At 64.4% G+C, this 26412-nt stretch carries 27 protein-coding genes; 18 read left to right on the forward strand and 9 right to left on the reverse strand.

Annotated features, from left to right (window positions below; all coding sequences use genetic code 11):
- Window positions 1-217: 217 nt before the first annotated feature.
- On the forward strand, window positions 218-1519 hold the full coding sequence (locus LOZ74_RS16845; RefSeq protein ID WP_230292144.1) for a Ppx/GppA phosphatase family protein: 1302 nt from the start codon (window positions 218-220) through the stop codon (window positions 1517-1519).
- A gap of 25 nt (window positions 1520-1544) precedes the next feature.
- Window positions 1545-2222 carry an RlmE family RNA methyltransferase gene (locus LOZ74_RS16850; protein WP_230292145.1) on the forward strand — a complete coding sequence of 226 codons (678 nt, stop codon included), beginning with the start codon at window positions 1545-1547 and terminating at the stop codon, window positions 2220-2222.
- 22 nt (window positions 2223-2244) lie between these two features.
- On the opposite strand, the gene LOZ74_RS16855 is transcribed toward LOZ74_RS16850, so the two are convergent.
- Window positions 2245-2433, reverse strand: a complete 189-nt coding sequence (locus LOZ74_RS16855) for a hypothetical protein (protein ID WP_230279747.1) — start codon at window positions 2431-2433, stop codon at window positions 2245-2247.
- Window positions 2434-2628: 195 nt separating this feature from the next.
- Between LOZ74_RS16855 and LOZ74_RS16860 the strand changes: the two genes are divergently transcribed.
- The 3 genes from LOZ74_RS16860 (at window position 2629) to LOZ74_RS16870 (ending at window position 5711) form a co-directional block, all read left to right on the forward strand.
- Window positions 2629-3654, forward strand: coding sequence for a nitronate monooxygenase family protein (locus tag LOZ74_RS16860; RefSeq protein ID WP_230292146.1), 1026 nt, complete (start codon window positions 2629-2631; stop codon window positions 3652-3654).
- A gap of 81 nt (window positions 3655-3735) precedes the next feature.
- Window positions 3736-4620, forward strand: a complete 885-nt coding sequence (locus LOZ74_RS16865; protein WP_230292147.1) for a dienelactone hydrolase family protein — start codon at window positions 3736-3738, stop codon at window positions 4618-4620.
- A gap of 80 nt (window positions 4621-4700) precedes the next feature.
- Window positions 4701-5711 (forward strand): DUF4349 domain-containing protein, encoded by a 1011-nt coding sequence (locus tag LOZ74_RS16870; protein ID WP_230292148.1) that lies wholly within the window; start codon window positions 4701-4703, stop codon window positions 5709-5711.
- On the opposite strand, the gene pgeF is transcribed toward LOZ74_RS16870, so the two are convergent.
- Together pgeF and pepN are read right to left on the reverse strand one after the other, a co-directional pair.
- Complete coding sequence (gene pgeF, locus LOZ74_RS16875) at window positions 5686-6447, reverse strand: peptidoglycan editing factor PgeF (RefSeq protein WP_230292149.1); 762 nt, start codon at window positions 6445-6447, stop codon at window positions 5686-5688. The genes LOZ74_RS16870 and pgeF overlap by 26 nt on opposite strands.
- Window positions 6440-9097, reverse strand: coding sequence for an aminopeptidase N (gene pepN, locus LOZ74_RS16880; RefSeq protein ID WP_230292150.1), 2658 nt, complete (start codon window positions 9095-9097; stop codon window positions 6440-6442). The genes pgeF and pepN overlap by 8 nt, the downstream gene beginning before the upstream one ends.
- Window positions 9098-9232: 135 nt before the next feature.
- Between pepN and LOZ74_RS16885 the strand changes: the two genes are divergently transcribed.
- Window positions 9233-10039: an SDR family NAD(P)-dependent oxidoreductase gene (locus LOZ74_RS16885; RefSeq protein ID WP_230293944.1), complete on the forward strand. Its 807-nt coding sequence runs from the start codon at window positions 9233-9235 to the stop codon at window positions 10037-10039.
- On the opposite strand, the gene LOZ74_RS16890 is transcribed toward LOZ74_RS16885, so the two are convergent.
- From LOZ74_RS16890 to pyk, 3 genes are read right to left on the reverse strand one after another with little or no spacing between them, the layout of a single operon-like run.
- Complete coding sequence (locus LOZ74_RS16890; protein WP_230292151.1) at window positions 10001-10984, reverse strand: DMT family transporter; 984 nt, start codon at window positions 10982-10984, stop codon at window positions 10001-10003. The genes LOZ74_RS16885 and LOZ74_RS16890 overlap by 39 nt on opposite strands.
- Entirely contained in the window at window positions 10981-11991 is a 1011-nt protein-coding gene (locus LOZ74_RS16895; protein WP_230292152.1) for a low specificity L-threonine aldolase, read from the reverse strand. Before LOZ74_RS16895 ends, LOZ74_RS16890 begins: the two co-directional genes overlap by 4 nt.
- Window positions 11992-12022: 31 nt before the next feature.
- On the reverse strand, window positions 12023-13492 hold the full coding sequence (gene pyk, locus LOZ74_RS16900; protein ID WP_230292153.1) for a pyruvate kinase: 1470 nt from the start codon (window positions 13490-13492) through the stop codon (window positions 12023-12025).
- Window positions 13493-13616: 124 nt separating this feature from the next.
- On the opposite strand from pyk, the gene LOZ74_RS16905 reads away from it, so the two are divergent.
- The 4 genes from LOZ74_RS16905 (at window position 13617) to LOZ74_RS16920 (ending at window position 15276) form a co-directional block, all read left to right on the forward strand.
- Window positions 13617-13946, forward strand: coding sequence for a DUF1244 domain-containing protein (locus tag LOZ74_RS16905; RefSeq protein ID WP_230292154.1), 330 nt, complete (start codon window positions 13617-13619; stop codon window positions 13944-13946).
- Window positions 13947-14079: 133 nt separating this feature from the next.
- Window positions 14080-14322, forward strand: a complete 243-nt coding sequence (locus LOZ74_RS16910) for a DUF2312 domain-containing protein (RefSeq protein WP_230279736.1) — start codon at window positions 14080-14082, stop codon at window positions 14320-14322.
- A 134-nt stretch (window positions 14323-14456) separates the two neighbouring features.
- Window positions 14457-14777 (forward strand): heavy metal-binding domain-containing protein, encoded by a 321-nt coding sequence (locus LOZ74_RS16915; protein WP_230281890.1) that lies wholly within the window; start codon window positions 14457-14459, stop codon window positions 14775-14777.
- Window positions 14778-14784: 7 nt separating this feature from the next.
- Window positions 14785-15276 (forward strand): GNAT family N-acetyltransferase, encoded by a 492-nt coding sequence (locus tag LOZ74_RS16920; RefSeq protein ID WP_230292155.1) that lies wholly within the window; start codon window positions 14785-14787, stop codon window positions 15274-15276.
- A gap of 109 nt (window positions 15277-15385) precedes the next feature.
- On the opposite strand, the gene LOZ74_RS16925 is transcribed toward LOZ74_RS16920, so the two are convergent.
- Window positions 15386-15766, reverse strand: a complete 381-nt coding sequence (locus LOZ74_RS16925; RefSeq protein WP_230292156.1) for a VOC family protein — start codon at window positions 15764-15766, stop codon at window positions 15386-15388.
- Between the two features lie 320 nt (window positions 15767-16086).
- Between LOZ74_RS16925 and LOZ74_RS16930 the strand changes: the two genes are divergently transcribed.
- The 3 genes from LOZ74_RS16930 to LOZ74_RS16940 all read left to right on the forward strand — a co-directional run bounded on the left by LOZ74_RS16930 (window position 16087) and on the right by LOZ74_RS16940 (window position 18749).
- A complete protein-coding gene (locus LOZ74_RS16930; protein WP_230292157.1) occupies window positions 16087-16833 on the forward strand; it encodes a YebC/PmpR family DNA-binding transcriptional regulator in 747 nt (248 codons plus the stop codon).
- Between the two features lie 38 nt (window positions 16834-16871).
- Entirely contained in the window at window positions 16872-17345 is a 474-nt protein-coding gene (gene ruvC, locus LOZ74_RS16935; RefSeq protein ID WP_230292158.1) for a crossover junction endodeoxyribonuclease RuvC, read from the forward strand.
- A gap of 150 nt (window positions 17346-17495) precedes the next feature.
- The gene (locus LOZ74_RS16940; RefSeq protein ID WP_230292159.1) at window positions 17496-18749 is read left to right on the forward strand and encodes a glycosyltransferase family 4 protein; all 1254 of its coding nucleotides are present in this window, start codon (window positions 17496-17498) and stop codon (window positions 18747-18749) included.
- 38 nt (window positions 18750-18787) lie between these two features.
- Here the strand turns inward: LOZ74_RS16940 and LOZ74_RS16945 are convergent, their stop codons facing one another.
- A complete protein-coding gene (locus LOZ74_RS16945; RefSeq protein WP_230279731.1) occupies window positions 18788-19051 on the reverse strand; it encodes a DksA/TraR family C4-type zinc finger protein in 264 nt (87 codons plus the stop codon).
- Between the two features lie 125 nt (window positions 19052-19176).
- Here LOZ74_RS16945 and ruvA point away from each other — a divergent pair, with 125 nt between their 5' ends.
- From ruvA to LOZ74_RS16965, 4 genes are all read left to right on the forward strand, one after another.
- Window positions 19177-19779: a Holliday junction branch migration protein RuvA gene (gene ruvA, locus LOZ74_RS16950; RefSeq protein WP_230279730.1), complete on the forward strand. Its 603-nt coding sequence runs from the start codon at window positions 19177-19179 to the stop codon at window positions 19777-19779.
- 9 nt (window positions 19780-19788) lie between these two features.
- The gene (locus LOZ74_RS16955) at window positions 19789-20328 is read left to right on the forward strand and encodes a DsrE family protein (RefSeq protein WP_230292160.1); all 540 of its coding nucleotides are present in this window, start codon (window positions 19789-19791) and stop codon (window positions 20326-20328) included.
- Window positions 20328-21359, forward strand: coding sequence for a Holliday junction branch migration DNA helicase RuvB (gene ruvB / locus LOZ74_RS16960; RefSeq protein ID WP_230292161.1), 1032 nt, complete (start codon window positions 20328-20330; stop codon window positions 21357-21359). The genes LOZ74_RS16955 and ruvB overlap by 1 nt, the downstream gene beginning before the upstream one ends.
- A gap of 161 nt (window positions 21360-21520) precedes the next feature.
- Window positions 21521-21826, forward strand: coding sequence for a UrcA family protein (locus tag LOZ74_RS16965; protein ID WP_230279727.1), 306 nt, complete (start codon window positions 21521-21523; stop codon window positions 21824-21826).
- 131 nt (window positions 21827-21957) lie between these two features.
- Here the strand turns inward: LOZ74_RS16965 and acnA are convergent, their stop codons facing one another.
- Window positions 21958-24639 carry an aconitate hydratase AcnA gene (acnA, locus tag LOZ74_RS16970; protein ID WP_230292162.1) on the reverse strand — a complete coding sequence of 894 codons (2682 nt, stop codon included), beginning with the start codon at window positions 24637-24639 and terminating at the stop codon, window positions 21958-21960.
- A 316-nt stretch (window positions 24640-24955) separates the two neighbouring features.
- Between acnA and LOZ74_RS16975 the strand changes: the two genes are divergently transcribed.
- A complete protein-coding gene (locus LOZ74_RS16975) occupies window positions 24956-26404 on the forward strand; it encodes a L,D-transpeptidase family protein (RefSeq protein WP_230292163.1) in 1449 nt (482 codons plus the stop codon).
- The last annotated feature ends 8 nt before the right edge of the window (window positions 26405-26412 follow it).

The following is a 26412-nucleotide window of genomic DNA, read 5'->3' on the forward strand; positions in this document are numbered from 1 at the left end:
GCGGGGTGGGCGCGGGGTCAACCGGGATTCTGGTGCGTCCGGCCCCCTGTCGCGCCGCCAATAGCGCGGTCCGTCGCGAGGGCCCGAACGGTCCGGCGTTTCGCTGCAACCGTCCGGCGCGCTTGCCAGCGTGCATTGCGGCCGTTAGCATCGGTTTCAGGTCCCCCGCGCCACCCTTTACCGGCGCGGTCGATGTGAATTTGGAAAGTTACGAAACATGGCGGAATCGCTTCCGCCGGCATCGCATGACGGGGATCGGCGCAGCAGGCGCGGTCGTCGCCGTGCCCACGCCGATCCGGACAGAGAGGCCCGCAAGGGCAAATCGGGTCCCGCTGCCGGCGTAAAAAGCAGGGATGGCGCGAAAGGCAGAGATGTCAGGCCGAACGGCCGCGCACCGTCCCGCAAGAATGGCAAGCAGCCGTCGGAACGACGTTCTGCCGATGCGCCCCGACCGGCGCGTTCGGCAAACGCTGCCCCTTTGCATCAGGCTCCCGCATCGCGGCAGGCCTATGCCGCGATCGATCTTGGCACCAATAATTGCCGCCTGCTGATCGCCCGCGCGCAGGGTGAGAATTTCATGGTGATCGACGCATTCAGCCGCGTCGTCCGTCTGGGCGAAGGGCTGGCACAAAGCGGGCGGCTGTCGGACGAGGCGATGGAGCGGGCGCTGGGTGCGTTGAAAGTCTGTTCGCAGAAACTGCGCCGCCGCAATGTGCATCTGGCACGCAGCGTCGCGACCGAGGCTTGCCGTCGCGCCGCCAACGGTCAGGATTTTATCGACCGTGTGCGCCGGGAAACGGGAATCGTGCTCGACGTGATCAGCGCGCAGGAAGAGGCGCGACTGGCCGTTTTGGGCTGCCACGTCCTGCTGGAACGCGGCGAAGGGCCCGCGATGATCTTCGACATCGGCGGCGGATCGACAGAGCTGGTGCTGATCGAAACGGGCGATGTCGTCCCGCGCATCATGGACTGGCAATCGGTGCCATGGGGCGTCGTTTCGCTGACCGAAAGCTTCCCCGCCCCCGATGGCGAGAGCGACGGGGCGCGACTGGCCCGCTATGCCGCAATGCGCCAACAGGTGGCCGACAGTTTCAGCGAGTTTTCGGCGCGGCTCGACCCCCATCGCGACATTCCGCGAGAGGAGAACGAGAACGGCCCCCGCCTGCTGGGCACCAGCGGCACGGTGACCACGCTGGCCAGCGTGCATCTGGGGCTGGAACAATATGACAGGCAGGCGGTCGACGGGCTGATCGTGCCCGCCGGCGCGATGCGCGACATCGCCAGTCAGCTTTCGGGCATGGACATGGGGCAGCGCGCGCAATTGCCCTGTATCGGGCACGACCGTGCCGAACTGGTGGTGGCGGGCTGTGCGATCCTTGAAACCATCCTCGACCTGTGGCCCGCGACGCGGCTGGGCGTGGCCGACCGCGGCATTCGCGAAGGCATCCTGCGGTCGCTGATGGGCGGCACCCATGGGCATTCAAGGCCGCCCCTTCCCCACCGCGAACACCCGCTGTAAGGCCCGCAGGCATGAGACTACGCGCATGAGCAGATCGGGAAGCGACCGCCAGAAGCTGAAAAGCAACAAGAAACGCACGGCCAGCAGCGCGCGCTGGCTGGCGCGGCAATTGAACGACCCTTATGTCGCCAAGGCCAAGGCCGAAGGATACCGCAGCCGCGCCGCGTTCAAGCTGGCCGAGCTGGACGAAAAATTCGGCCTGCTGAAAGGCACGCGCGCGGTGGTCGATCTGGGCATTGCACCGGGCGGGTGGAGCCAGCTGGTCGCCAAGAAATGCCCGCAGGCCAGGATCGTCGGCATCGATCTGCTGGAAGTCGAACCGCTGCCCGGCGTGACCATTTTCCAGATGGATTTCATGGACGACGCCGCCCCCGACATGTTGACGGAAGCGCTGGGCGAGGCGCCCGATCTGGTGCTGTCGGACATGGCGGCGAATACGGTGGGCCACAAACAGACCGACCATTTGCGCACCATGGGACTGGTCGAGGCCGCCGCCGATTTCGCGATCCGCACCTTGGCCGAAGGGGGCACTTTCGTCGCCAAGGTCTTTGCAGGCGGCACCGATACGGCCCTGCTGGCAGTACTGAAGCGCCATTTCACCAGCGTCAAACACGCCAAGCCGCCTGCCAGCCGCAAGGACAGTTCGGAATGGTATGTGATCGCGGCAGGCTGCAAGGGCACGCCCGCGGATCGCAACGTCTGATCCGGCGGCTCGCCCGCGGTCGCTAACCGGCGGGTAATTGCATGGTGTGATCCAGCCGCTCCATCACCTCGGCCAGCGGTTCCACCACGGTCACGCTGCGGTTCTCGGAAAAGCGGATGCGGGTGCCTTCCTCCACCTCGGAGATAAAGGTGACCTGCGCGGCATTGACGATGACGGGCACCCGGTCCGTGGCGGTGAATTTGACGAACATGGCATGCTCTCCTGTGTTTGGCGCGTGGCCTGTTATTGTTTTGGCCAACTCTATCCGCTTTGCCGGAACTTGCCAGCCGAATCGGCTTGCGCCGTACGACCAGGCTCTTGCCCCCAATCACCCTTGCCCATCGCCCGCGCCCTGCCTAAAGCCCCGCAACCCCTTTTACGCCGCAGGCAAGGACGCAAGAGACATATGACCAGCCACACCAAAACACAGGCGCTGATGGCGCGCGGTGCGGAATTCCTTGGCAGCGAATATGCGATCCTGTGCGGCGCGATGAGCTGGGTTTCAGAGCGTAACCTTGTCTCGGCCATTTCCAATGCGGGCGGGTTCGGCGTGATCGCGTGCGGCGCGATGACACCCGAATTGCTCGACGCCGAGATCGCCGCGACCAAGGCGATGACCGGCAAGCCTTTCGGCGTGAACCTGATCACCATGCACCCGCAGATCATGGATCTGATCGAGGTATGTGCCAAACATTCGGTCGGCCATGTCGTGCTGGCAGGCGGCCTGCCGCCCAAGGGCAGTGTCGAGGCGATCAAGGCCGGATCCTCCCATGGGCCTGGTGCCAAGGTCATCTGTTTCGCACCCACGCTGGCGCTGGCCAAGAAACTGCTGCGTTCGGGCGCGGATGCCATGGTGATCGAGGGGATGGAGGCCGGCGGCCATATCGGCCCCGTGTCGACCAGCGTTCTGGCGCAGGAATTCCTGCCCGAACTGGCGAATGACCACCTCGTCTTCGTCGCAGGCGGCATCGGTCGGGGCGAGGCGATCGCAGGCTATCTGGAAATGGGCGCGGCGGGCGTGCAGCTGGGAACGCGCTTTGCCGCTGCCACCGAAAGCATCGCGCATCCCGATTTCAAAAAGGCGTTCTTCCGCGCCGGTGCCCGCGATGCGGTGGCAAGCGTTCAGGTCGATCCGCGCCTGCCCGTCATCCCCGTCCGCGCGCTGAAGAACAAGGGGACCGAGGCGTTCACCGCGAAGCAGCGCGAAGTCGCGCAATTGCTCGACGGCGAAGGCATCCCCATGATCGAGGCGCAATTGCAGATCGAACATTACTGGGCGGGCGCGCTGCGCCGCGCGGTCATCGACGGCGATATCGAGAACGGGTCGCTGATGGCGGGCCAGTCGGTCGGCATGGTCAAGGCCGAGGAGCCCGTCGCCGACATCATCGCCAGCCTGCTGGACGAGAGCGAGGCCGCCCTCTCCCGCCGGTAAGGCAATTCCGAAAGGCCGGTTGCTTCTGGCCGACCCTCGCCTATTCTCGCGCCCGACGGGACAGGTGCGAGGAGATTGACGATGTGCGACGAACGCCAGCTGGCCGATATGGCCCGATCACCGGGCGCGATGAATCGCCGCAGCTTTGCCGCATTGGGCGGCGCGGCGGTGCTGGCAGGCTGCACCTCCGCCGGTGAACCGGCACAGGCGGGCGATGGTGTTCCGGGCGCATCGGGCGTGCTGCGCAGCGAAGTCGCCATTGCAACCCCTGCGGGCACGGCGGACGCGACATTCTATCGCCCCGCACAGGGCGCGCATCCCGCGATCATCATGTGGCCCGATATTGCGGGCGTTCGCCCCGCCTCGCAGCAAATGGCCCAGCGGCTCGCGGCGGCGGGCTATGCGGTGCTGCATCCCAATCCCTATTACCGGTCGGTCAAGGGCCAGCAATTTGCCGATTTCGCCAGCTTTATGGGCGAGGAAGGCTTTGCCAAGGTCGGCCCGTGGCGCGAAAAGAACACGCCCGAGGCGGTGATGGCGGACAGCAAGGCCTTTGTCGCATGGCTCGACGCGCAGGATGCGGTGGACACATCGCGCGGGATCGGTGCGAACGGCCATTGCATGACCGGTTCGTGGACCTTTTACGCCGCCGCCGCCGCGCCCGAACGGGTCAAGGCCGCTGCATCGATGCATGGCGGCGGTCTGGTCACCGACGCCCCGACCAGCCCGCACCGGATCATGCAGGCTGGCGCAATGTATCTGGTGTGCATCTCGCAGGACGACGATGCGAAACAGCCCGACGCCAAAGACGCGCTGCAAACCGCCGCCGAGGCCGCCGGCGCCAAGGCCGAGATCACTGTCTATCCCGCCGACCACGGCTGGACCGTGCTCGACAGTCCGAAATATGCCGAGATGGAAGCGGAACGGGCATGGGCGCGGATGCTGGAGGCGTTCGGGGGGCTGTAGGGGGGGGGCAGACTGCCGGTTCGGCTTGCAAACTTGGCCTTACCTGCAAATATGCATGGCTGATCGGAATTGGGGGCAGGATGAAAAGCCGCATTTTTGCATTGATTTCGCTCGTTTTGTTGGCAGCTTGCGGGGAAGCCGAAACCGACACTTCCGCCCGGGCGCTCGTCGCTGAAATCGACCCTGTGAATGGCGATATGCCCTCGAACAGTTTCGGCTTCCGCGAGGCCCTCGCAACCGGTCCAGACCTGTTCGGGGAAGATGCACCGGATGCACAGTCTTCGATCGTACATACAGATGCGACCGAAACCGGTTCAACCACCGTTGCTGACCAAAAAACCGTAGCAACCGGCGATACGCAAATTGCCTATTCTTACGGTTTCGGTTTTCGGATCGCCAAGGACCGTATTACCGAATTGCAGCAAGCTCATTCAGCGCTGTGTGAAGCGATGGGTCCTGAATGCCGCGTTTTACGTATTTCCCAAGCCAATAGCGACTGGGACGGTTTTGGCGAAGTCAAACTGCAAGTTGCATCATCGCAAGCCGGAGCGTTCAAAGAGGCGCTTATCGAACCGGTCGAGCAGCTTGGCGGCGAGCTTGTCTCTTCTGTGCGCGACGGCGAGGACCTGTCAGAAAGCATCATCGATACCGAGGCGCGGCTTCAATCTCGCCTTGTTTTGCGCGACAAACTAACCGCAGTCCTGCGCAATAGCACCGGTTCGGCAGCTGAACTCGTCAAGGCAGAGCAGGCAATTGCCGAAGTGAACGAGGATATCGATGCGACGCGCTCAAAACTGAAGCGGGATCGTAACCGCATCCATTATAGTGACGTTAAAATCGAGTATCAGCCGGAGTTCGGCGAAACGCAGTTGGGCTTCTCCCGGCCAGTGGTCACCGCGCTGCGATCGATAGGCACGACATTGGGCACAACGGTTGCCGTCCTGATCTATATTCTTACGGCGCTGGTGCCCGTCACGCTGCTCGTAATAGCCATACGCTGGGTCTTGCATAAGTTCGGACTTCGCATCCGTTTTTGGAAGGCACGGCGAGATACGCCTGACCAGACTAGCTCGTTACTCCAATCAGACTGATCTGCCGCCCGTAACTATCCTCTCCGGCCAAGGTCGCGCGGCGATAGGAGAAGAAGCGCTCCTCGTCCGCCAGCGTGTCGTGCCCCGTGATCGCCACCGTGCCGACCCCCGCGGCCGCCAGGCGCGCGGCGACATAGCCGGCAAGGTCGAATTGCTGGTGGCCGGGTCTGCCGGGCTTGAAGAAATGCTCGTTGGTCCCGTCCGCCTCGACAAAGCGGTTCAGGAAGCCATCGTCCACTTCGTAACTTGCCTGCGCGATGCAGGGGCCGACGGCGGCGGCGATCCGGCTGCGGTCGGCGCCCAGCGCCTCCATCGCGGCAATGGTGCTGTCGGTCACGCCGCCGAACGCGCCTTTCCATCCGGCATGGGCCGCGCCGACCACGCCCGCCTGCCGGTCGGCCAGCAGCACCGGCGCGCAATCGGCTGTCAGAATGCCCAGCAACACGCCGGGCCGGTCGGTGACCATCGCATCGGCATGCGGCCGCGCGTCCAACGGCCATGGCGCGGTCACAGTCTCGCACAGCGCGGAATGCACCTGATAGACGGTGGCCAGTGCCGCCCCCGCAAGAACGGCATCGCCCGCGATCCGCCGGTTGCGTTCGACCAGAGCGGGATCGTCGGGCGAGCCCGTGCCCACGTTCAGCGAGGCATAGGGCCCCGCCGACACTCCGCCACGCCGACCCAGAAAGCCGTGCGGCACGCCCGCCAGCGGGGCGGCGGTGATGATGTCAGGCACTTGTGTCGAGGCTCTTGGTCACCTGTTCGCGCACATCCTTGGACAGGGACCTGACCGCCGCCATGCGCATCAGCTCTGCCCGCATCAGCTCGGCGCGCACCGGCTCGATCTTGCGCCAGCGGCCCAGCCACGGCACGAAACGCGCGGCCGTCTGCGGGTTGATCGGGTCGAGAGCGAGCACCAGATCGGCGATCATGCGATAGCCGCGCCCGCTGGCGTCGTGAAAGGCCGAGGGATTGCCCGCCATCGTCATATAAAGCGCGCGCACGCGGTTCGGGTTCTTCATGGTGAAGTCTTCGTGACCCGCCAATGCCTCTACCGCGTCGAGCACGTCGCTGCGCAGGGCGCTGGCCTGAATGGCGAACCATTTGTCGATCACCAGCGCATTGCCCGCGTATCGCGCATGGAAATCGGCCAGCAACTCGCCCCGCGCCGGAACGTCGAGGCCCGAGATCACGGCCAGCGCGCCCTGCCTGTCGGTCATATTGTCCGCCGCGCGATATTGCGCCTCTGCCCGCTTTGCCGTTTCCGCCACATCCGCAGCGGCCAGCAGGATCAGCGCCTGCGTCTTCACCTTGCGCGCGCCGCGGCTGTCCGCCTCCAGCGAATAGGGAATGGTCGATGCACGGTCGTGCAGCGCCGTCAGCCGGTCGCGCAGCCGCGTACCCAGATAGGCCTTCAACCGTTCGCGCGCTTCGTGCAGGGCAACCGGATCGGCGGGCGCGGCCAGCTCGATCAGGAAATTGATCGCGGGCAGCATCAGCAGCTCGCCGCGCATCATGTCGTCGATGGCCGTATCGTCGATCACGGCGGCCATCGCCTCGACAATCGCGGCGCGGCGCGTCTCGTCCGGCCCGCCTTCGACCGCGCCGAGCAATTCGCGCGTGAACAGCTGCTGCAAAGCCTCGTAACGGGCAAAGCTGTCGTCATCCTTCGCCGCCAGGAATTGAAGGTCGGCGTCGGTCGCCTCGCTCTCAAGCTGGATGGGCGCGGAAAAGCCGCGATTGGCGGACAGCACGGGGGGTTTGGCGAACCCGCCGAATGTAAAGCTCTCCGCCGCTTTGGTGATGTTCAGCATGCGTTCGCCGTCATGGCTGCCGGTATCGCGGTCGAACAGCGCGATCTTCAGCGGGATCGGCATCGGCTTCTTCACCGGCTGGCCGGGTGTGGGCGGCACCAGCTGTTTCACGTCCAGCGTGACCGTGCCGGTCGCCGCGTCATGCTTCATCGCGACAGTCACGCGCGGCGTGCCGGCCTGTTCGTACCACAGGCGGAATTGCGACAGGTCCAGCCCCGCGCCATCCTCCATCGCCTTGACGAAATCCTCGCAGGTCGCGGCCTCCCCGTCATGGCGTTCGAAATACAGGTCGCTGCCCGCGCGGAAGCGTTCGGGACCCGCCATGGTGTGCATCATGCGAATGACTTCCGCGCCCTTGTTATAGACGGTCGCGGTATAGAAATTGCTGATTTCCTGATAGGAATCGGGCCGGATCGGATGCGCCAGCGGGCCCGAATCCTCCGGAAACTGGGCGGCGCGCAGGATGCGCACATCCTCGATCCGTTTCACCGGCTCGCTGCCCATGTCGGCGCTGAACATCTGGTCGCGCAGCACGGTAAAGCCCTCTTTCAGGCTCAGCTGGAACCAGTCGCGGCACGTGACGCGATTGCCCGACCAGTTATGGAAATATTCATGGCCGACCACGCCTTCGACCGCGTCGAAATCGCCGTCTGTGGCGGTATCGGGATCGGCCAGGATATAGCGCGTGTTGAAGATGTTGAGGCCCTTGTTCTCCATCGCGCCCATGTTGAAATCGGACACGGCAACGATGTTGAACGTGTCGAGGTCATATTCGCGGCCGAACGCCTCCTCGTCCCATTTCATCGAGTTGATGAGGGAGCGCATCGCGTGTTCGGTGCGATCCTCGTCCCCCGGACGGACCCAGACGGCCAGATCCACCTTGCGCCCGTTCATGGTGGTGAATGTGTCCTTGCGCGCCACCAGATCGCCCGCGACCAGCGCGAACAGATAGGACGGTTTCGGCCACGGATCGGTCCATTCGGCCCAATGGGTGCCGTTCTCACCCTCTCCGCTCGCCGTGCAATCGCCGTTCGACAGCAGGATCGGAAACTCCGCCTTCGGCCCGCTCATCCTGACGGTATAGCGCGACATGACATCGGGCCGGTCGGGGAAGAATGTGATCCGGCGGAACCCCTCCGCCTCGCACTGGGTGCACAGCATCCCGTTCGATGCGAACAGGCCCATCAGCTGGCTGTTGGTCGCGGGGTGCAGATGCGTTTCGACCGTCACCTCGTGCCGCTCTCCCGCCAAGGGCAGCAGCAGGTTCGATCCGCTCATGCTCCAGCCCTCGGCAGGCTTGCCGTCGACCAGCAATTCCATCACCGCGATATTATCGCCGCACAGATGCAGCGTCTGGTCTGCGGCGGCATCGGGGTTGCGTTCCACTTTCAGCGTGGCGCGCACCTTGGTCAGTTCCACCCCCAGATCGAAATCCAGCGCGATTTCGGGGACCAGCCATGCAGGCGGCGTATAATCCAGACGGCGGATCGTTTCGGGGGCGGCAGGTTCAACAGCCGCGTCGGCCAGTTCGGGGTTGCCGGGGATCGATGTGGGGTTGCGCGCGATATCCATAATTCGTGTTAGATGCGGTTTGCAGGCCGTTACACAAGGGGTTTCTGACCCGTGCGCCCTCTATCCGCAGGAAAATCGCATCCACCGGCCCGATTGCCCCTACGCAGCGCGGCCAGCCGCCCCTAGCTAGTGGGTATGAGACTCCTGATCTTTGGCCTTGGCTATACGGCGAAACGCATTGCGGCGCGGCTTGAACCGCTTGGCTGGGCGGTGGAGGCGACGGGGCGCGACGGCGGGCTGGATTTTGCCGACCGCGATGCGATCCGCTTTGCACTGGATCATGTCGATGCGGTGCTGTCCTCCGTCCCGCCCGACCGGCAGAGCGGCGGCGATCCGGTGCTGGACAATTATGCAGAGGCGCTGGCGGGCTTTACCGGCTGGACCGGCTATCTCTCCTCCACCGGCGTATATGGCGATGCGGGCGGCGCATGGGTCGACGAAAGCGCGCCGACGGGCACGGGGCGGCGTTCCGCCCGCAGCGAGGCGGATGCGGCATGGCTGGCGCTGGGCGCGCGGGTGTTCCGGCTGCCGGGCATTTACGGACCGGGTCGCAGCGCGCTGGACCGCGTGCGCGAAGGGCGCGCCAGTCGCATCGACATTCCCGATCAGGTTTTCAGCCGCGTGCATGTCGACGATATCGCGCAAGGGGTGGCGATGGCGCTGGAACAGGACGCACCCGCCGGTGCCTATAATCTGGCCGACGACCTGCCTTGCCCGCAGAACGATGTGATCGTCGAAGCCTGTCGCCTGCTGGGCGTGAACCCGCCCCCCATGCAAACGCTGGAACAGGCCGATCTGTCGCCCATGGCGCGCGGCTTTTATGCCGAGAACCGCCGCGTCGCCAATGGTAAGGCAAGGCGCGTGCTGGGCTGGGAACCGCGCTTTCCCACTTTTCGCGACGGGTTACTCGCCTGCTTCGCGGATCGCGGTTTCGGCGGATAGCGGGGGTTCGGCCTTGCCATCGTCGCCGCGCGGCTTGGGCCTTGTGCGCATCGCGATCAACAGGCCGATCATCGCCAGCACGACGCCGCCCGCTGCCATCGCGCTCCAACGGTATCCCTCGAACGCGGTGGACAGCAGCATGGCGATCGGCGGCACCGCCACCCCGACATAGGCGGCATGGCCCGCGCCCATGGTGCGCACCAGCCCGAAATAGAGCGGGAAGGTCGCCACCGAACCGACGATGGCCAGATATCCTACCCCCGCGTAATAGCGCCAGCCGTCGGGCCATACCGGCCACCCTTCCATCGCATAGGCCATGACGGCATCGACGATCGTGCCCAGCGCCATCGACCATGCCAGCAGGGGCATGAAGGGCTGGCGATGCGCGGCGGGGGTCGCCTGCGTGATATTGGCGATGGATGCGGCCAGCATGCCCAGCGTGGCCAGCACGATGCCGGCCACCACGCCGCCGCTGATCCCGGCGGTGCGGTATTCGTGCACGAACAGCAGCAGGATGCCCGCAATCGCGATGGCCGATCCCAGCACGAAACGCGGAGAGCTGCGCTGCCCCAGCACCAACCGCGCAAGGATCGCATTGGGCACCAGCAACAGGGCGAAAAACACCGCGACAATGCCCGATGTCAGATAGATTTCGGCGCGATAGACCAGCTGGAAATTGCCCATGAACTGGCACAGCCCGACAATGGCGACGACCGGCAGCCAGCCCTTTTCCAGCCGCCAGCCATCGCCGCGAATGGCGCACAGGGCGAACATGCAAACGGTGGCGATGGCAAAGCGCAGCGCGATCGACCAGCCGGGCGTTCCCAGCCCGATCTGGTCCTTGATGACCAGCCAGGTCGAGCTCCAGATCAGGGTGACAAGGACGAACGGCCCCCATCGTTTCAGCAACGAGGGCGCGGCCGTTTCGCCTGACGCGCCGGTCATAGGGCTGCCAGCGCCTGCGCCAGCGCGCCCGCATCCCCGGCGGATGTGTTCCACGCGGTGACAAAGCGGGCCGATGTGTCGGACCAGTCGTAAAAGACGAAGCCCTGTTCGCGCAAAACGCCGCGCTCCGCCGCCGACAGCGTCATGAATATCTCGTTCGCCTGCACCTTGCCGATCAGCCGGTCGGGCGCGGCGCGGGCGATGGTTTGCGCGGCACGATTCGCCGCGCGGCCGTTCTCCAGCCAGATATCGTCGTCAAGCATGGCGTGAAGCTGCGCCGCCATATAGCGCCCCTTGGACTGCAATTGTCCCGCGCGCTTGTGACGGCGGCGGCATTCGTCCGCCAGCGACAGATCGAACAGGACCAGCGCCTCGGCCCCCAGCCCGCCGTTCTTGATAAAGCCAAAGCTCAGGCTGTCGATGCCATGGGCGGGGCCAGCATCGGCAGGCGAACAGCCCAGATGCGCCACCGCATTGGCGAAACGCGCGCCGTCCAGATGGACGCGCAGGCCCCTTTCGCGCGCAAAACCGGTCAAGTCGGCGAGTTCGTCGGGCTTATAGGCCTCGCCCTGCTCGGTCGCCTGCGTCAGCGCCAGCGTCACCGGTTGAACGCGGTGCACGTCCCTGCGGATGGGGTCGATCACGGCGGCAATGGTGGCGGGCGTAACCCTGGCCCCTTCGCCCTGTGCCAGCATCAGCTTGGCCCCGTGGGTGAAGAATTCGGGGGCGCCTGCCTCGTCCGCTTCGACATGGGCGTCGTAATGGCACACGATCCCGCCATAGGGCGGGGTCAGGCAGGCCAGCGCCAGCGCATTGGCCGCCGTGCCGGTCGCCGTCCAGACAACCGCGCATTCGCGCCCGAACAGGGCCGAAAAACGCGCATCCAGCGCCTGCGACAGCGCATCCCCGTCATAGGGCATGTCGGGCGCATCGGCGGCGCGCATCGCATCCCACACATGCGGGTGGACCGCGGCGGCATTGTCGGAAACGAAAAGGCGCGTTTTCATGCCCGCGCAATGCGGCGCACGCCAGCCCGCGTCAAGAAGCCGCGCCTTCCGGCTTGTGCTTCGCCAGCTCGTCGCCCTGCAATGTCACCACATGCAAAAGGTTGGTCGCCCCCGGCTTGCCGAACGGCACGCCCGCCAGCACGACCAGCTTTGCCCCCGCGCTGCCGAAACCGTGGCGCAGAGCCATGCGCTTGCCCTTGGCGATCATCTCTTCGAAACTGCCGATATCCTTGGTTCGCACCGCATGCGCGCCCCACAGCAATGCCACGCGCCGCGCGGTGATCAGCGACGGGGTCAGCACCAGCAGCGGCACGCGCGGCCTCTCGCGCGCCACGCGGCGGGCCGACGATCCCGACGAGGTGAACACGCTGATCGCCGAAATCTTCAATGCACGGGCGATCGACGCGCAAGCCTCTGCCAAGGCGTCCGAGGTGGTCGCATCGGGTTCGACCTTGCCCAGCGAGATACGTTCGTCATAGCCGGGGTCGCGTTCCACCTGCCGTGCGATGCGGTGCATGATGGTGACGGCTTCCTCGGGCCACTGGCCCGCGGCGGTTTCGGCCGACAGCATGACCGCATCGGCCCCGTCGTAAACCGCATTGGCGACGTCGGACACTTCCGCACGGGTCGGCGCGGGGCTTTCGATCATGGATTCCAGCATTTGCGTCGCCACGACGACAGGCTTGCCCGCCTTGCGCGCCTGCTGGACGATGCGCTTTTGCAGCGGGGGGACTTCTTCGGGATTAAGCTCCACGCCCAGATCGCCGCGGGCGACCATCAGCCCGTCCGACATCTCCAGAATCTCGTCCAGATGGCGCACGGCCAGCGGTTTTTCGATCTTGGCCATCAGCGCGCCATAGCCGCCCATCAGGCGGCGGGCCTCGGCCAGATCCTCGGGCCGCTGAACGAAGGACAGGCCGATCCAGTCGGCCTTTTGCTCGATCGCGAACGCCAGATCGCGGCGATCCTTGTCGGTCAGCGCGGGGATCGGCACTTCGGCATCGGGGATATTCACGCCCTTGCGGTCGGAAATCACCCCGCCCACCTCGGCGCTGCACAGGATCTCGTTCTCGTCCGCGCGGATCACGCGCAGCCGCAGCTTGCCATCGTCGAGCAGCAGACGCTGCCCCTTTTGCAGCAGGCCGAACAATTCGGGATGCGGCAATTGCACGCGCGTCTCGTCACCCGGTTCGGGATTGCGGTCCAGCGTGAAATGGCGGCCATGCGGGATCACCGCGCGTCCGCAATCGAACTTGCCGACGCGCAGCTTGGGCCCCTGCAGATCGCACAGAATGCCGATGGGCTGGCCCACCTTCGCCTCGTACTCGCGGATCGCGGCAAAGGTCCTGGCATGCGTCTCGTGGTCCGCATGGCTCATATTGATGCGGAACGCATCGGCGCCCGCCTTGTGCAGCCGGGCGATCATGTCGGGATTGGCGCTGGCAGGGCCCAGCGTGGCGAGGATCTTGACCTTGCGGTCGCGCGGTTCGATTTTGGCCAAGGTCGATTGCCCGATTATTGCTATGGGAAGGACGGGTTCAGCCTGCACCTAATGGCCCATGCGGGTCAGGCGCAAGCCATGATACGGGCTGATGCACGCGAATTGCGAAACTGGAGTGAATTTCATGCCCGATACCCCGCATCCCGACCAGCTTGACCTGCTGCCCGACGATGTTGCCGCCGCCGCCTTCCGCCGGCTGGTCCGCCATTTGCGCCATCGCCACGATGCGCAGAATATCGAACTGATGGGGCTGGCGGGGTTCTGCCGCAATTGCCTGGCCGACTGGATACAGGACGCGGGCTTTCCCGGCGACAAGGCAGCGGCGCGCGAACTGATCCACGGCATGCCGATGGAAGAGTGGAAGGCCAACCACCAGACCCCGGCCACACAGGAACAGCTGGACCGGATGGAAAGCAGCCTTGCCCTCAACAAGGTGCGCAGCGCCCTGCCCTGATACACATCCTGATGCGCCACTTATCCACGCGCGGCACAATTTTCGCGGGCGCGCATCTTCACCCCGCGCGCCGCCCTGCCTATCAGGCCCGCTCTTTACGATTCTCCCAACCGATTCTCACCGGAGCTGACCGATGGCCGAAGCCGAAACCACCGACGATCGCCTGCGCCTTCTGATCGAGCGCGTCGAGCGCCTTGAAGAAGAGAAGAAGGGCATCGCCGACGACATCCGCGACGTTTACGCCGAAGCCAAGGCCGTGGGCTATGACGTCAAGATCATGCGCCAGATCGTCCGCCTGCGTAAGATGAACGCCGACGACCGCCGCGAGATGGAGCTGATCCTCGAAACCTATAAGGCGGCTCTGGGCATCGGCTGATCGCTGGCACAATTCCTCTGGTCGGGCCGGTGGCTTGTCACATTCATGCGACAGGCTAGTAACCGGTGCGACCGTTGGATGAGGAGACCGGAACGATGGCAAATCCCTGGAGCAATCGCGGCGATGGCGGCGGCATGCTGGTAACCACCACCGCCGTGGTCGAAGGGCGCACGGTGCGCGACTATCTGGGCATCGTTACGGGCGAGGTGATCGTCGGCGCGAACCTGTTCCGCGACATCTTCGCCTCGATCACCGATCTGGTCGGCGGGCGTTCGGGCAAGTACGAGGAAGTGCTGGCCCGCGCGCGCAAGGAAGCCCTCGCTGAAATGCGGCAAGAGGCTTTGTCGCTGGGCGGCAACGGGGTGATCGGCGTCGACATCGATTACGAAGTGCTGGGCCAGAACGGCTCCATGCTGATGGTCAGCGTGTCGGGCACTGCCGTTATTCTGGACTGATAGCAGCTTGACCGATTTCCGTATCAGGCGCGCGCGGGCAGACGATGCCGCCGCCTGCGCCGCGATCTACGCCCCGTTCGTCACCGATACATGGATCAGCTTTGAAACCGAACCGCCTTCGGCGGGCGAGATGCTGAAGCGGATCAACGCCTATGGCGGCACCTATGGCTGGCTGGTCGCGGTGCGCGGCATGGCAGTGATCGGCTATGCCTATGGCAGCCCCCACCGCACGCGCGACGCCTATAGCTCGTCCTGCGACGTGGCGGTCTATGTCGATCCCGCCATGGCGCGACGCGGTGTCGGCACCGCGCTCTATTCCGCGCTGATGCCCATGCTGAAGGAACGCTATCACGCCGCCTTTGCGGGGATTTCCCTGCCCAACGACCCCAGCATCGCGCTGCACCGATCTTTCGGGTTCGAACAGGTCGGCATCTACCGCGAAGTCGGCTGGAAGCTGGAAGACTGGCGCGATGTCAGCTGGTGGCAGAAACTGCTTTAGGCAGTGGTTCGGAGACGGCTTTGGCTGTTACGTCAAACGGGCCGCTTCGGCCTAGGGACCTTCGGTACCGTCTGCCGGGTCGCCGCCTTTGGTGAATCAGTTCTGCGAGCTAGTTCGCAGGCGGCTCCCGAAAATTCAGTTCGATCCTCGACCCTTCCGGACCGAATACGAAAATCTGGCGCAGTTTCGCCACGTCCCAGCGGTCGCTTTCGGCCACGTCGTATCCCGCGCTTTTCAGGCGGGCGAGATAGTCGTCATAGCCGGTGCAGGCAAAGGCGACATGGTTGATCGGCCCTGCCTCGCGCTCATGCTCGCGCGTGTTGATATGGACCAGCGCCTCGCCCTCTTCGTTTATCATCCAGCTGTTCAGCGCGGGGTCCATGCCCGGCGGATCGGTCGGGATCAGGCCCAGCATGTCGCGGAAAAACGCCACCGTCGCGGCAAGGTCGGTCGTGCTGATATTGATATGGTCGATCTTGCCGATGGTCATGCAACCGGAACCCCTGCCTTATCGCGCCCTTATTTTCCTACTGGCCTTTATTTTCCTACTGACGGACAATCCGCCATCGCAGGCCGGAAACGCTCTTTCCTTCCGTGCATTCTCCCCGATCCGCCAAGCTGTCAACCAATGGGCCGCAAAGCCGCATGAAACCGCGCCTTGGCAACGGGTGACAGGCCGCGCGGTGCATGTCACCTTTGTCAACCGAGGCAGGGTGCCCCTATCCTGCGAACCGCCGCGCTTGCCCTGCCCCTCTCCCCTGCTGTAAGGGCGCGCCTTACCGACAAAACGACCCGAGGACGAGAACGGCAATGGCCGGCCATTCCAAATTCAAAAACATCATGCATCGCAAGGGCGCGCAGGACAAAAAGCGCTCTGCCATGTTCTCGAAACTGTCGCGCGAGATCACCGTCGCCGCCAAGATGGGCACGCCCGATCCCGACATGAACCCGCGCCTGCGCCTTGCCGTGAACAACGCCAAGGCCCAGTCGATGCCCAAGGACAATATCCAGCGCGCCATCGACAAGGCATCGGCGAACGAAGGCGACGATTACGAGGAAATCCGCTATGAGGGCTATGGCCCGGGCGGCGTGGCCCTGATCGTCGAGGCGCTGACCGACAATCGCAACCGCACCGCCACCAATGTGCGCACCGCGTTCAGCAAGAACGGCGGCAATCTGGGCACCGCGGGCGCGGTCGCCCACGGCTTCGAACGGCTGGGCCTGATCGAATATCCCGCCTCTGCCGGTGACGAGGAAAAGGTGCTGGAAGCCGCGATCGAGGCTGGTGCCGACGATGTCGAATCGAGCGAGGACGGCCACACCATCTGGACCCAGATGGAAGCGCTGCACGAAGTGGCGGGCGCCCTCGAAAAGGTTCTGGGCGAGGCCGAGAACGTCAAGCTGGCATGGAAGCCCAACATCACCGTCGAAGTGGACGAGGATAGCGCGGGCACATTGTTCAAGCTGGTCGACGCGCTGGACGACGACGACGACGTGCAGACCGTCTGGGGCAATTACGAGGTTTCGGACGAGATCATGGAGAAGATCGGGGCCTGACCGCCCCTGTTTCCTGGTCCTTGCATGACAGGGCGCCGATGATCGTCTTGGGCCTCGACCCTTCGCTGACCTGCACCGGCTGGGGCGTGATCCGCAAATCGGGATCGCGCCTCAGCCATATTGCCAACGGGCAGGTGCCGACCAGCAGCAGGGACGAGATGTCGTTTCGCCTTGCCGCATTGCAGCAGGCGCTGGCCGAGGTGATCAGGGTTCATTGCCCCGATGTCGCCGCCGCCGAGGAAGTGTTCGTCAACAAGAACCCGCAATCGACGCTGAAACTGGCCCATGCGCGCGGCGCAGTGCTGGCGGCCTGCGGCACGGCCGGTCTTGCCGTTCACGAACATTCCGCCAAGGTCGTGAAAAAGTCGGTCGTCGGCACGGGCGGCGCCGACAAGAATCAGGTTCAGGCGATGCTGAAGGTGCTGCTTCCCGGCGTTGCCATCGCCGGATCGGACGCCGCCGACGCTCTGGCCGTCGCGATTGCGCATGCGCATCTGACAAGAACGCTATAGTTTTCAGCCGTTAACCATCGCATCCCCCTAAATTCCCATGCTGCACTTGCGTAATCTTGTTGCGCGAACGCCATGGGGAGGGTGATCCTTGCCCCCATCGCGCCGCCCGTTTCGAGTCGCGGCAGCGCATGATGACTACGGGGGTAAGTCATGAGCACCTTGGCCAAGGGCCGGCCCGTCGCCGGCACGGCAAAGCCGCGCCTGCCCGTCGCACGGCAGGCCCGCAACGTCATGTTCCTGATGCGCAAGACCGACTGCAATGACGGGATCTTCTCCTATTGCATGACGCTGGCCGCAGGATTGAGGGAACAGGGCTGCAAGGTCCATTTCGTGACCAGCCGCGTGATCGCCGCCGGTGCCGATGCCGACCGCGTGGGACAATTGGACCGCCTGTGCGACGATGTGCTGTGCATCCCCGACCTCGCCGGACGCCCGACATGGTCGCAATGGCGCACGATCCGCGCCTTTATGCGCAAACATGCGATCGACAGCGTGAACGTGCACGGGCTGGGCATGATCATGTGGGGTAAGGCGATCCGGCTGCTGGCGCGCGTGCCGGTGGTGGCGACCTATCACCCGTCGTTCCATGCCGGAAAGGCCGATATCGTGGGCAAGACCCGCGCCTCGCTGTCGCTGCCCGCGCGGATCGTGGTGTCGGTCTGCGCAGTGGACGCGATCGTCGTATTGTCCGAGGAAACGCGCGCCCAGCTGGCCGCGGAATGCCCTCCGGCGGCGCGGCGCATCCGCAAGGTCGTCGGCGCCATCGACGAGGCCCGCTTTCGCCCGCCGACACCGGCCGAACGGGCCAGCGCGCGCGAGCGGCTGGGCATCGGAGCGCGCGATTTCGTCTGCCTGCAAGTCGGGCGGATCAGCTGGAACAAGGGCATCGACATTCTGGTGCAATCCGCCCGCCTTGCCGCCACCCGCATCGACCGCCCGCTGAAAGCCATTCTGATCGGCAATGGCACCGCCGCCGAAGAGCAGGAAATCCGCGAATACGCGCTGCAATCCGATGGCGACCAGGCCATGTTCCGCTTTGACGGGTTCAAAACCGATGTGCTCAGCTATTACTGGGCGAGCGATGCCTTTATCCTGCCCAGCCGGGTGGAAGGGTACGGGCTGGTCGTGGTTGAGGGCATGGCGACCGGTCTGGTGCCGATCCGCACGCCCGGTGGCGGCGCGCTCGACCAGATCGAGCAGGGCGATAACGGCTTGCTGGTCGATTTCGAAGATGTCGAAGGCTTTGCCGACGCCATGGTGCAATTGTCGGACGACGCCGAACGCACCCGCCTGTCACAGGGCACGATCCGCAAGGCGCGGCGCGAATTTACCAAGCAGGCGCAGGCCCGTTCGGTGCTGGCGCTGTTCGACGGAACCGACGGCAGGCAGCGCGGCATCGCCTGAGGGTATTCCGGCACCGGAAACGGCATTCTTTAGACGGATCAGCGCAACTGGCTGTCCTTGCTGCCGCGCCGGTTGATCGCGCTGTGGCGGATGGTGCGGTCTGTCTGCGTCTGGCAGGGTACGCAGGTGCGCACACCGGGCAATGCCGCGCGCCGTTTGTCGGGAATACGCTCGCCGCATTCCTCGCAATATTCCAGCCCTTCGCCCGCCGGCATGCGCGCCCGCGCCCCCGCGACCGCATCCTTTACCGTATCGTCGATCTGGTCCTGCACCGCGCCATCGCGCGACCATCCGCCTGCCATGTCGCCATCCTTTCGCCCTGACTGTGAGGATCGGGCCAGTGCACATCGGGCCCTTTTACAGAAGGCTTGTGGGTTGAATCGGTTCCCCCCTCGAAACAAAGCAGAAACAACGCTAGGCAGCAAGCATGATCGCCAAACTTGCAGGCAGGCTGGACGAAACCGGCACGGATTGGGCCGTCATCGACGTGGGCGGCGTGGGCTATCTGGTCCATTGTTCGGCACGCACCTTATCGGCGCTGGGCGAGAAGGGTGAGATCTGCACGGTCTATACCGACCTGCAAGTAAGCGAGAACGACATGCGCCTGATCGGCTTTGCCAAAGGGGCAGAGCGGGACTGGTTCCGCCTGCTCCACGGCGTGCAGGGCGTGGGGTCGAAAGTGGCGCTGGCCATTCTATCGGCGCTTTCGACCGAGGAGTTGCAGCAGGCCTGCGCGGGCGGAGACGCCGCGATGGTCGCGCGGGCGAACGGCGTGGGGCCGAAACTGGCAGGCCGCATCGTGAACGAGTTGAAGGAAAAGGCAGGCGGCATGCCGGTCGTGGCCGGGGCGGGCGGCATGGTCGCCGCGCCTGTCGGCGGGAACAGCGCCGATGCTGTGTCGGCACTGGAAAATCTGGGATTCAAGCCCGCCATCGCTGCCAAGGCCGTGGCCGAAGCGCAGGGCGAACTGGGGCCGGATGCCAGCGAAAGCGCACTGATCCGCGCGGCATTGAAGAAGGCGGCGAGCTAGGAGCCCTGTATGCGAAATCTGTTGCTATTGCCGCTGCTAGCCATCGCCATGCCTGCCGCCGCGCAGGATTTGCCCGCAGGCATGACCCCCGGCCCCGTCTTTCCCTTCGGCCCCGTCGCCAAGGTGGAGAGCGACATGCCGATACCCGACGGGACGGAGTTCAACGTTGCCTTCGACCTGACCGAGGCTGCGCCCGACGGTCAAGCCAATCGCGGTTTGGTATCGCTGGCGCGGTTCTATAACATGCATGTGCGAAGCGGCGTTCCGGAAGGGAGCATCCGGCTTGCGGTCGTCGTCCATGGCGGCGCGGGTGTCGATGTGCTGACATCGGATGCCTATGCCAAACGTAAGAACGGGACGGAGAGCGCCAATGCCGCCATCGTCTCGGCACTGGTGGAAAAGGGCGTACGCGTGATCTTGTGCGGGCAAAGCGCCGCCGCAATGGGCATTGCAAGGGAAGAATTGCTCCCTGGCGTCGAAATGGCGCTGTCGGCAATGACTGCCCATGCTTTGCTGCAACAGCAGGGCTATACGCTGAACCCGTTCTGATGACCGACCCCGTCCCCCTCCATTCGCCCGAGCGGCAGCCCGACGATCCGGATGCGGCGCTGCGTCCCAAGACGCTTGAGGAATTCGTCGGCCAGCAAGCCGCGCGCGAAAACCTGCGCGTCTTTATCGAAGCGGCAAAGTCGCGCAGCGAGGCGATGGACCATGTGCTGTTCTTCGGCCCTCCCGGCCTTGGCAAGACCACGCTGGCACAGATCGTCGCGCGCGAGCTGGGCGTGGGGTTTCGCGCCACCAGCGGGCCCGTGATCGCCAAATCGGGCGATCTGGCCGCGCTGCTGACCAATCTGGAAGAAGGCGACGTTCTTTTCATCGACGAGATTCACCGCCTGAACCCCGTAGTCGAGGAAGTGCTCTATCCCGCGATGGAGGATCGCGCGCTCGACCTGATTATCGGTGAGGGTCCGGCGGCGCGCAGCGTCCGGATCGACCTGCCGCCCTTCACGCTGGTGGGGGCGACCACGCGGCAGGGGCTGCTGACCACGCCATTACGCGACCGTTTCGGCATTCCGGTGCGGCTGAATTTCTACACGGTGGAGGAACTGGAGAGCGTCGTGTCGCGCGGGGCGCGGCTGCTCAATATCGGGATCGATCCCGGCGGCGCGCGGGAAATTGCACGGCGGTCGCGCGGCACGCCCCGCGTATCGGGCCGCCTGCTGCGCCGCGTGCGCGATTTCGCCGATGTCGCGGGCGCGCCGACCATTACCGACCGGCTGGCCGACGACGCGCTGACAAGGCTGGAGGTCGATTCGCTCGGCCTCGACGCGCAGGACCGGCGCTATCTCCACATGATCGCCGATATCTACAAGGGCGGGCCGGTGGGCGTCGAGACGCTGGCCGCGGGCCTGTCCGAACCGCGCGACACGATCGAGGAAGTGATCGAGCCCTATCTGATCCAGCTTGGCCTTGTCGCCCGAACGGCGCGGGGACGCTGCCTGAACGATCGCGGCTGGCAGCATCTGGGGCTGGTCCCGCCGCAACAGGGCGCTCCGCCGGGCGGTCTGTTCGACGATTGACGGTCGTTCGGCGGGCGGTTTGCGCGCTTCGTCGGGCCGGTTGGCGATTGGCAGACCCTGTTGGCAATTCCGTCGATCCGCAGCGGCGGGCCTGTTACGCGCAGCCTATTCTTCACTTCGACAAGAGCCGCAAAGCGCTCGACAGAAGAGGAAGGATCATCATGCGAATTGCAGCATTTGCCCTTGCGCTGGGCGCATCGGCCGCTCTGACTGCCCCCGCCATGGCGCAGGAAACCGATACGCGCACCGTGCGCGTCAAAGTTACCGACGAGGATTTCGCGAGCAGCGACAGCATCGCCAATTTACAGCGCCAGATCCGTCGCGCCGCCCGCAAGGTCTGTGTGCGGGCCGACAACTCCGCCGCTCCGTCAAGCGAGGAGCAGGCCTGTGTCGCCAAGGCAATCGAAGGCGCGCAGGGCGAACTGGCCGCCGTCAAGGCGCGCTATGGCATCGCGTTGGGCGGCTGACACATAAGGTTGAGGCAAAGAGGCCAAAGGAAAAAAGGCCAAAAGAAAAGGGCCGAAAGAAAAGGGCCAAAAGAAAAGGGGCAGCCCTCGCAAGAGAGCCGCCCCTTTTTCGTTCGGCCGAACCGTCAGGCTCAGTCGGCAGCCAGCTTGCGCAGAACGTAATGGAGGATGCCGCCGTTGCGGTAATATTCCATCTCGTTCGCGGTATCGATGCGGCACAGCACGTCGAAGCTGAAGGTGGAACCGTCCTTGCGGGTCACCTTTACCGTGATGTCCTGGCTCGGGCTCAGGCTGTCGAGCCCTTCGATGGTGAAGCTGTCGTCGCCGGTCAGGCCCAGCGTTTCGCGCGTGTCACCCGCCTTGAACTGCAGGGGCAGCACGCCCATGCCGACAAGGTTGGAGCGGTGGATACGTTCGAAGCTTTCGACCAGCACGGCGCGAACGCCCAGGAGGATCGTGCCCTTCGCCGCCCAGTCGCGCGACGAGCCGGTGCCGTATTCCTTGCCGCCGATCACGACCAGCGGGGTGCCGTCGGCCTTGTGCTTCATGGCGGCGTCATAGATCGCCATCTGCTCGCCGTTATAGACGGTTTCGCCGCCTTCGACGCCGGGGACCATTTCGTTCTTGATGCGGATATTGGCAAAGGTGCCGCGCATCATCACTTCATGGTTGCCGCGGCGCGAACCGTAGCTGTTGAAGTCCGCCTTGGCGACCTGATGCTCTTTCAGGTAACGGCCCGCGGGGCTGTCTTCCTTGATCGAACCTGCGGGCGAGATGTGGTCGGTGGTGACCGAATCGCCCAGGATCGCCAGCGGCTTGGCGTCGATGATGTCGTTCACCGGCGCGGGGGTCATGCTCATCCCCTCGAAATACGGGGGGTTGGCGACATAGGTCGAACCGGCGCGCCACTGGTACGTTTCCGAACCCGTCACGTCGATCGTCTGCCAGTGCTCGTCACCCTTGTACACGTCGGCATAGCGGGCCTGGAACATGTCGCGGCTGATCGCGCCGGCCATGACGTCGGCCACTTCCGAATTGGTCGGCCAGATGTCCTTGAGATAGACTTCGCTGCCGTCCGAACCGGTGCCGATCGGCGTTTCGGTGATGTCTTCGGTGACGGTGCCCTTCAGCGCATAGGCGACGACGAGCGGCGGCGATGCGAGGAAGTTGGCGCGCACGTCGGGCGACACGCGGCCTTCGAAGTTGCGGTTGCCCGACAGGACCGAGGCGGCAACAATGTCATTGCCGTTGATCGCCTTCGAGATCGGTTCCGCCAGCGGGCCCGAGTTGCCGATGCAGGTGGTGCAGCCATAGCCCACGAGGTCGAAGCCGATCGCATCGAGGTGATCCTGCAGGCCGGCCTTCACCAGATAGTCGGTCACGACCTGCGACCCTGGTGCGAGCGAGGTCTTCACCCATGGCTTGGGGGTCAGGCCCTTTTCATGCGCCTTCTTGGCGACAAGACCGGCAGCGACCAGAACCGACGGGTTCGAGGTATTGGTGCAGCTGGTGATCGCGGCGATCACCACGTCGCCGTCGCCGATGTCATGGCCTGCTGCATCGACCGGAACGCGCTGGGCCGACGCTTTTTTATACAGCTTTTCGAGGTCAGTGTTGAACAGCTCGTCCACCTTGTCGAGCGCGACCTTGTCCTGCGGACGCTTGGGCCCTGCAAGCGAGGGGACGACCGAACCCATGTCGAGTTCGAGCGTGTCGGTGAAGATCGGCTCGGGGTTGGAGGGCGAGAACCAGAGGCCCTGTTCCTTGGCATAGGCTTCGACCAGCGCGATCGCGTCTTCATCGCGGCCCGTCAGGCGCATGTAGTCGAGCGTCTTGTCGTCGATGCCGAAGAAGCCGCAGGTCGCGCCATATTCGGGCGCCATATTGGCGATGGTGGCGCGGTCGGCCAGCGACAGCTTGGCCGTGCCTTCGCCGTAGAATTCGACGAAGCGGCCCACCACGCCCTTTTCACGCAGCATCTGCACGCAGGTAAGGACGAGGTCGGTCGCCGTGATGCCCTCTGCCATCTCGCCAGTCAGCTTGAAGCCGACGACTTCGGGGATCAGCATAGAAACCGGCTGGCCCAGCATCGCGGCCTCGGCCTCGATCCCGCCGACGCCCCAGCCCAGAACGCCAAGGCCGTTGATCATGGTGGTGTGCGAATCGGTGCCGACGCAGGTGTCGGGATAGGCGATGTCCGCGCCCGACGGGTCCTTCGACGTCCACACGCCCTTACCGATATGCTCCAGGTTTACCTGGTGGCAGATGCCGGTGCCCGGGGGCACGGCGTAGAAATTATCAAGGCTCTTCGCGCCCCATTTGAGGAAGTCGTAACGCTCGGCATTACGCTGGTATTCCAGCTCGACGTTCTTTTCGAACGCCTTGGGGTGGCCGAATTCATCGACCATGACCGAGTGGTCGATGACGAGGTTCACGGGAACCTGCGGATTGATCTTTTGCGTGTCGCCGCCCAGCTTCGCAATCGCATCGCGCATCGCCGCCAGATCGACCACACAGGGAACGCCGGTGAAATCCTGCAACAGCACGCGCGCTGGGCGATACTGGATTTCGGGGTGCGGCGCCTTGGGGTTCTTCTGCCAGTCGACGATGGCCTTGGCGTCGTCGGCAGACACGGTAAATCCGTCATCCTCGAACCGCAGCATGTTTTCCAGCAGCACCTTCAGCGAGAAGGGCAGCTTCGAAACATCGCCCAGCTTTTCCGCTGCCTTGGCCAGCGAGTAGAAAGCATATTCCTTGCCCCCGACGCTCATCGTCGAGCGGGTGCCAAGCGTGTCCTTGCCGATAGAAGTCATGGGTGACCTTTCCCTTCAGATCTGACCGCGCCGAAGCCAGTTAAGAACGGCTCGCAAGCGCGGGTTTGCAGGTGCGAAATATTTGCGGCGGCGATGGGCCGGATCGCCCGTTTCGTCAAGGCGTAGAAAAGGCGAATCTTGCCATGAAATGCCGCACAGGCGCACGATTCAGCATGGCGAAAGCCGAAAAAGAGGATTAGCGGGGCCGAAACCCCATGGGGATGCATGCGTTGTATCGGTCAGGACGCCGAAGCGTGGTATCGACATGGAAGAGAGAGGGGACCGGATGGCCGGATCGCCCGCCCGGGAAATCGCGATGATTTTTAACAAGACCGACTGCCGTTCGACCAAGACCCGCCATGCCGCCCGCGCGATGGCGGGCGCGGCGCTGTGGGCCGGGGCGCTGGCGATGCCTGCCGCCTCGCTGGCCCAAACCGCGCCTTTAAAGACCGTACCCGCCAATTCGCAGCCCAAGCCGCTGCTTCCCGAGGAGCAGGCCCCCGCCAATCAGGCCCGGCAAGTGCCCACGGATATGACTTCGGCACCGGTGATTCAGGAAATCCCGACCGATTATTTCACCGTCGCCCCCGTCTGGCAGGTGGCGCAGGCCGAAGCGCTGCTGAGCTATATCCGCGCGATCGGCAATGAAGGGCTGTTCCCCAGGGATTACCAGCCCGACACGTTGCAGGCCGCCATCGCCAGGGGCGCGGGCAAGGACCTGAACGAAACCGCGACGCGCCTGTTCACATGGGTGGCCGAGGATCTGCGCGACGGGCGGACCGAAATGGATTCGCGCGCGCAATGGTTCGTCGAGGATCCCGACTGGAAACTGCACCCGATCAAGCCGTTGCTGCAGGACGCGCTTGCCGCGGGCGGCCAGACGGGCGGGATCGTGGCCGCGCTCGATTCGCTCAGCCCCGTGCATCCCGATTATGCCGTGCTCAAGCAGATGCTGCTGGAAACGAGCGAGGGGGACAAGGCGGCGCGCGCCAAGATTCGCGCCAATATGGACCGCTGGCGCTGGCTGGGCCGCGATCTGGGCAAGAACTATCTGCTGACCAATGTGCCCGAATACCAGCTGCGGCTGGTGATCAATAACAAGGTCCATACCTCGTTCCGCACCATCGTGGGGAAGCCCGGGCGCACGGCCACGCCGCAGCTGGCCGAAACGGTCGAGGGCGTGATCTTCAACCCGACATGGACCGTGCCGCAATCGATCGTGGTGGGCGAGGGTCTGGGCGCGCGCGTTCTGAACAACCCGTCCTATGCACGCAATAACGGGTATAAGGCATACAAGACCGAAGCGGGCATGACCGTGGTGGTGCAACAGCCCGGCCCCGGCAATTCGCTGGGCCTGATGAAGCTCGACATGCCGAACCCGCATGCGATCTTTTTGCACGATACGCCGTCGAAATCGCTGTTCAACAACAGCGGCCGCGCGTTGAGCCATGGCTGCGTGCGGACAGAAAACGCGATGAAGCTTGCCATGATCCTTGCCAAGGGCCTTGGCGGATTGTCGAGCGAGGAAGCGGTCGAGATCGCGAATTCGCGCAAATATACGCGGGTCGAGCTGAAGAAGGAGCTGCCCGTTTATATCACCTATTTCACCATGGCCCGCGACATTGACGGGGTGATGCGCAGCTTCGACGATATCTATGGCCGCGACGAACCGGTGCTGGCGAGCTTTGCCGCGCCGCGCAAGGTGAAGACCGGCCAGCATGTGACCGACGAGGCCATCGTTCCGATCGAAGCACCGGGTGCCTGATGCGCCCC

The organism is Croceicoccus sp. Ery5, from assembly GCF_020985325.1.
GTDB lineage: Bacteria > Pseudomonadota > Alphaproteobacteria > Sphingomonadales > Sphingomonadaceae > Croceicoccus.

Bases quoted from the DNA above. Each gene is read 5' to 3' on its own strand.
- LOZ74_RS16915 (WP_230281890.1), top strand. From the start codon at position 14,457: ATGCTGGTAACCACCACCGCCGTGGTCGAAGGGCGCACGGTGCGCGAC.
- LOZ74_RS16965 (WP_230279727.1), top strand. From the start codon at position 21,521: ATGCGAATTGCAGCATTTGCCCTTGCGCTGGGCGCATCGGCCGCTCTG.
- LOZ74_RS16860 (WP_230292146.1), top strand. From the start codon at position 2,629: ATGACCAGCCACACCAAAACACAGGCGCTGATGGCGCGCGGTGCGGAA.
- LOZ74_RS16940 (WP_230292159.1), top strand. From the start codon at position 17,496: ATGAGCACCTTGGCCAAGGGCCGGCCCGTCGCCGGCACGGCAAAGCCG.
- LOZ74_RS16925 (WP_230292156.1), bottom strand. From the start codon at position 15,766: ATGACCATCGGCAAGATCGACCATATCAATATCAGCACGACCGACCTT.
- LOZ74_RS16845 (WP_230292144.1), top strand. From the start codon at position 218: ATGGCGGAATCGCTTCCGCCGGCATCGCATGACGGGGATCGGCGCAGC.
- pepN (WP_230292150.1), bottom strand. From the start codon at position 9,097: ATGGATATCGCGCGCAACCCCACATCGATCCCCGGCAACCCCGAACTG.
- LOZ74_RS16865 (WP_230292147.1), top strand. From the start codon at position 3,736: ATGTGCGACGAACGCCAGCTGGCCGATATGGCCCGATCACCGGGCGCG.
- ruvB (WP_230292161.1), top strand. From the start codon at position 20,328: ATGACCGACCCCGTCCCCCTCCATTCGCCCGAGCGGCAGCCCGACGAT.
- acnA (WP_230292162.1), bottom strand. From the start codon at position 24,639: ATGACTTCTATCGGCAAGGACACGCTTGGCACCCGCTCGACGATGAGC.
- LOZ74_RS16885 (WP_230293944.1), top strand. From the start codon at position 9,233: ATGAGACTCCTGATCTTTGGCCTTGGCTATACGGCGAAACGCATTGCG.
- LOZ74_RS16975 (WP_230292163.1), top strand. From the start codon at position 24,956: ATGATTTTTAACAAGACCGACTGCCGTTCGACCAAGACCCGCCATGCC.
- LOZ74_RS16930 (WP_230292157.1), top strand. From the start codon at position 16,087: ATGGCCGGCCATTCCAAATTCAAAAACATCATGCATCGCAAGGGCGCG.
- LOZ74_RS16910 (WP_230279736.1), top strand. From the start codon at position 14,080: ATGGCCGAAGCCGAAACCACCGACGATCGCCTGCGCCTTCTGATCGAG.
- LOZ74_RS16870 (WP_230292148.1), top strand. From the start codon at position 4,701: ATGAAAAGCCGCATTTTTGCATTGATTTCGCTCGTTTTGTTGGCAGCT.
- LOZ74_RS16945 (WP_230279731.1), bottom strand. From the start codon at position 19,051: ATGGCAGGCGGATGGTCGCGCGATGGCGCGGTGCAGGACCAGATCGAC.
- ruvC (WP_230292158.1), top strand. From the start codon at position 16,872: ATGATCGTCTTGGGCCTCGACCCTTCGCTGACCTGCACCGGCTGGGGC.
- LOZ74_RS16955 (WP_230292160.1), top strand. From the start codon at position 19,789: ATGCGAAATCTGTTGCTATTGCCGCTGCTAGCCATCGCCATGCCTGCC.
- LOZ74_RS16905 (WP_230292154.1), top strand. From the start codon at position 13,617: ATGCCCGATACCCCGCATCCCGACCAGCTTGACCTGCTGCCCGACGAT.
- LOZ74_RS16855 (WP_230279747.1), bottom strand. From the start codon at position 2,433: ATGTTCGTCAAATTCACCGCCACGGACCGGGTGCCCGTCATCGTCAAT.
- LOZ74_RS16895 (WP_230292152.1), bottom strand. From the start codon at position 11,991: ATGAAAACGCGCCTTTTCGTTTCCGACAATGCCGCCGCGGTCCACCCG.
- ruvA (WP_230279730.1), top strand. From the start codon at position 19,177: ATGATCGCCAAACTTGCAGGCAGGCTGGACGAAACCGGCACGGATTGG.
- LOZ74_RS16890 (WP_230292151.1), bottom strand. From the start codon at position 10,984: ATGACCGGCGCGTCAGGCGAAACGGCCGCGCCCTCGTTGCTGAAACGA.
- LOZ74_RS16850 (WP_230292145.1), top strand. From the start codon at position 1,545: ATGAGCAGATCGGGAAGCGACCGCCAGAAGCTGAAAAGCAACAAGAAA.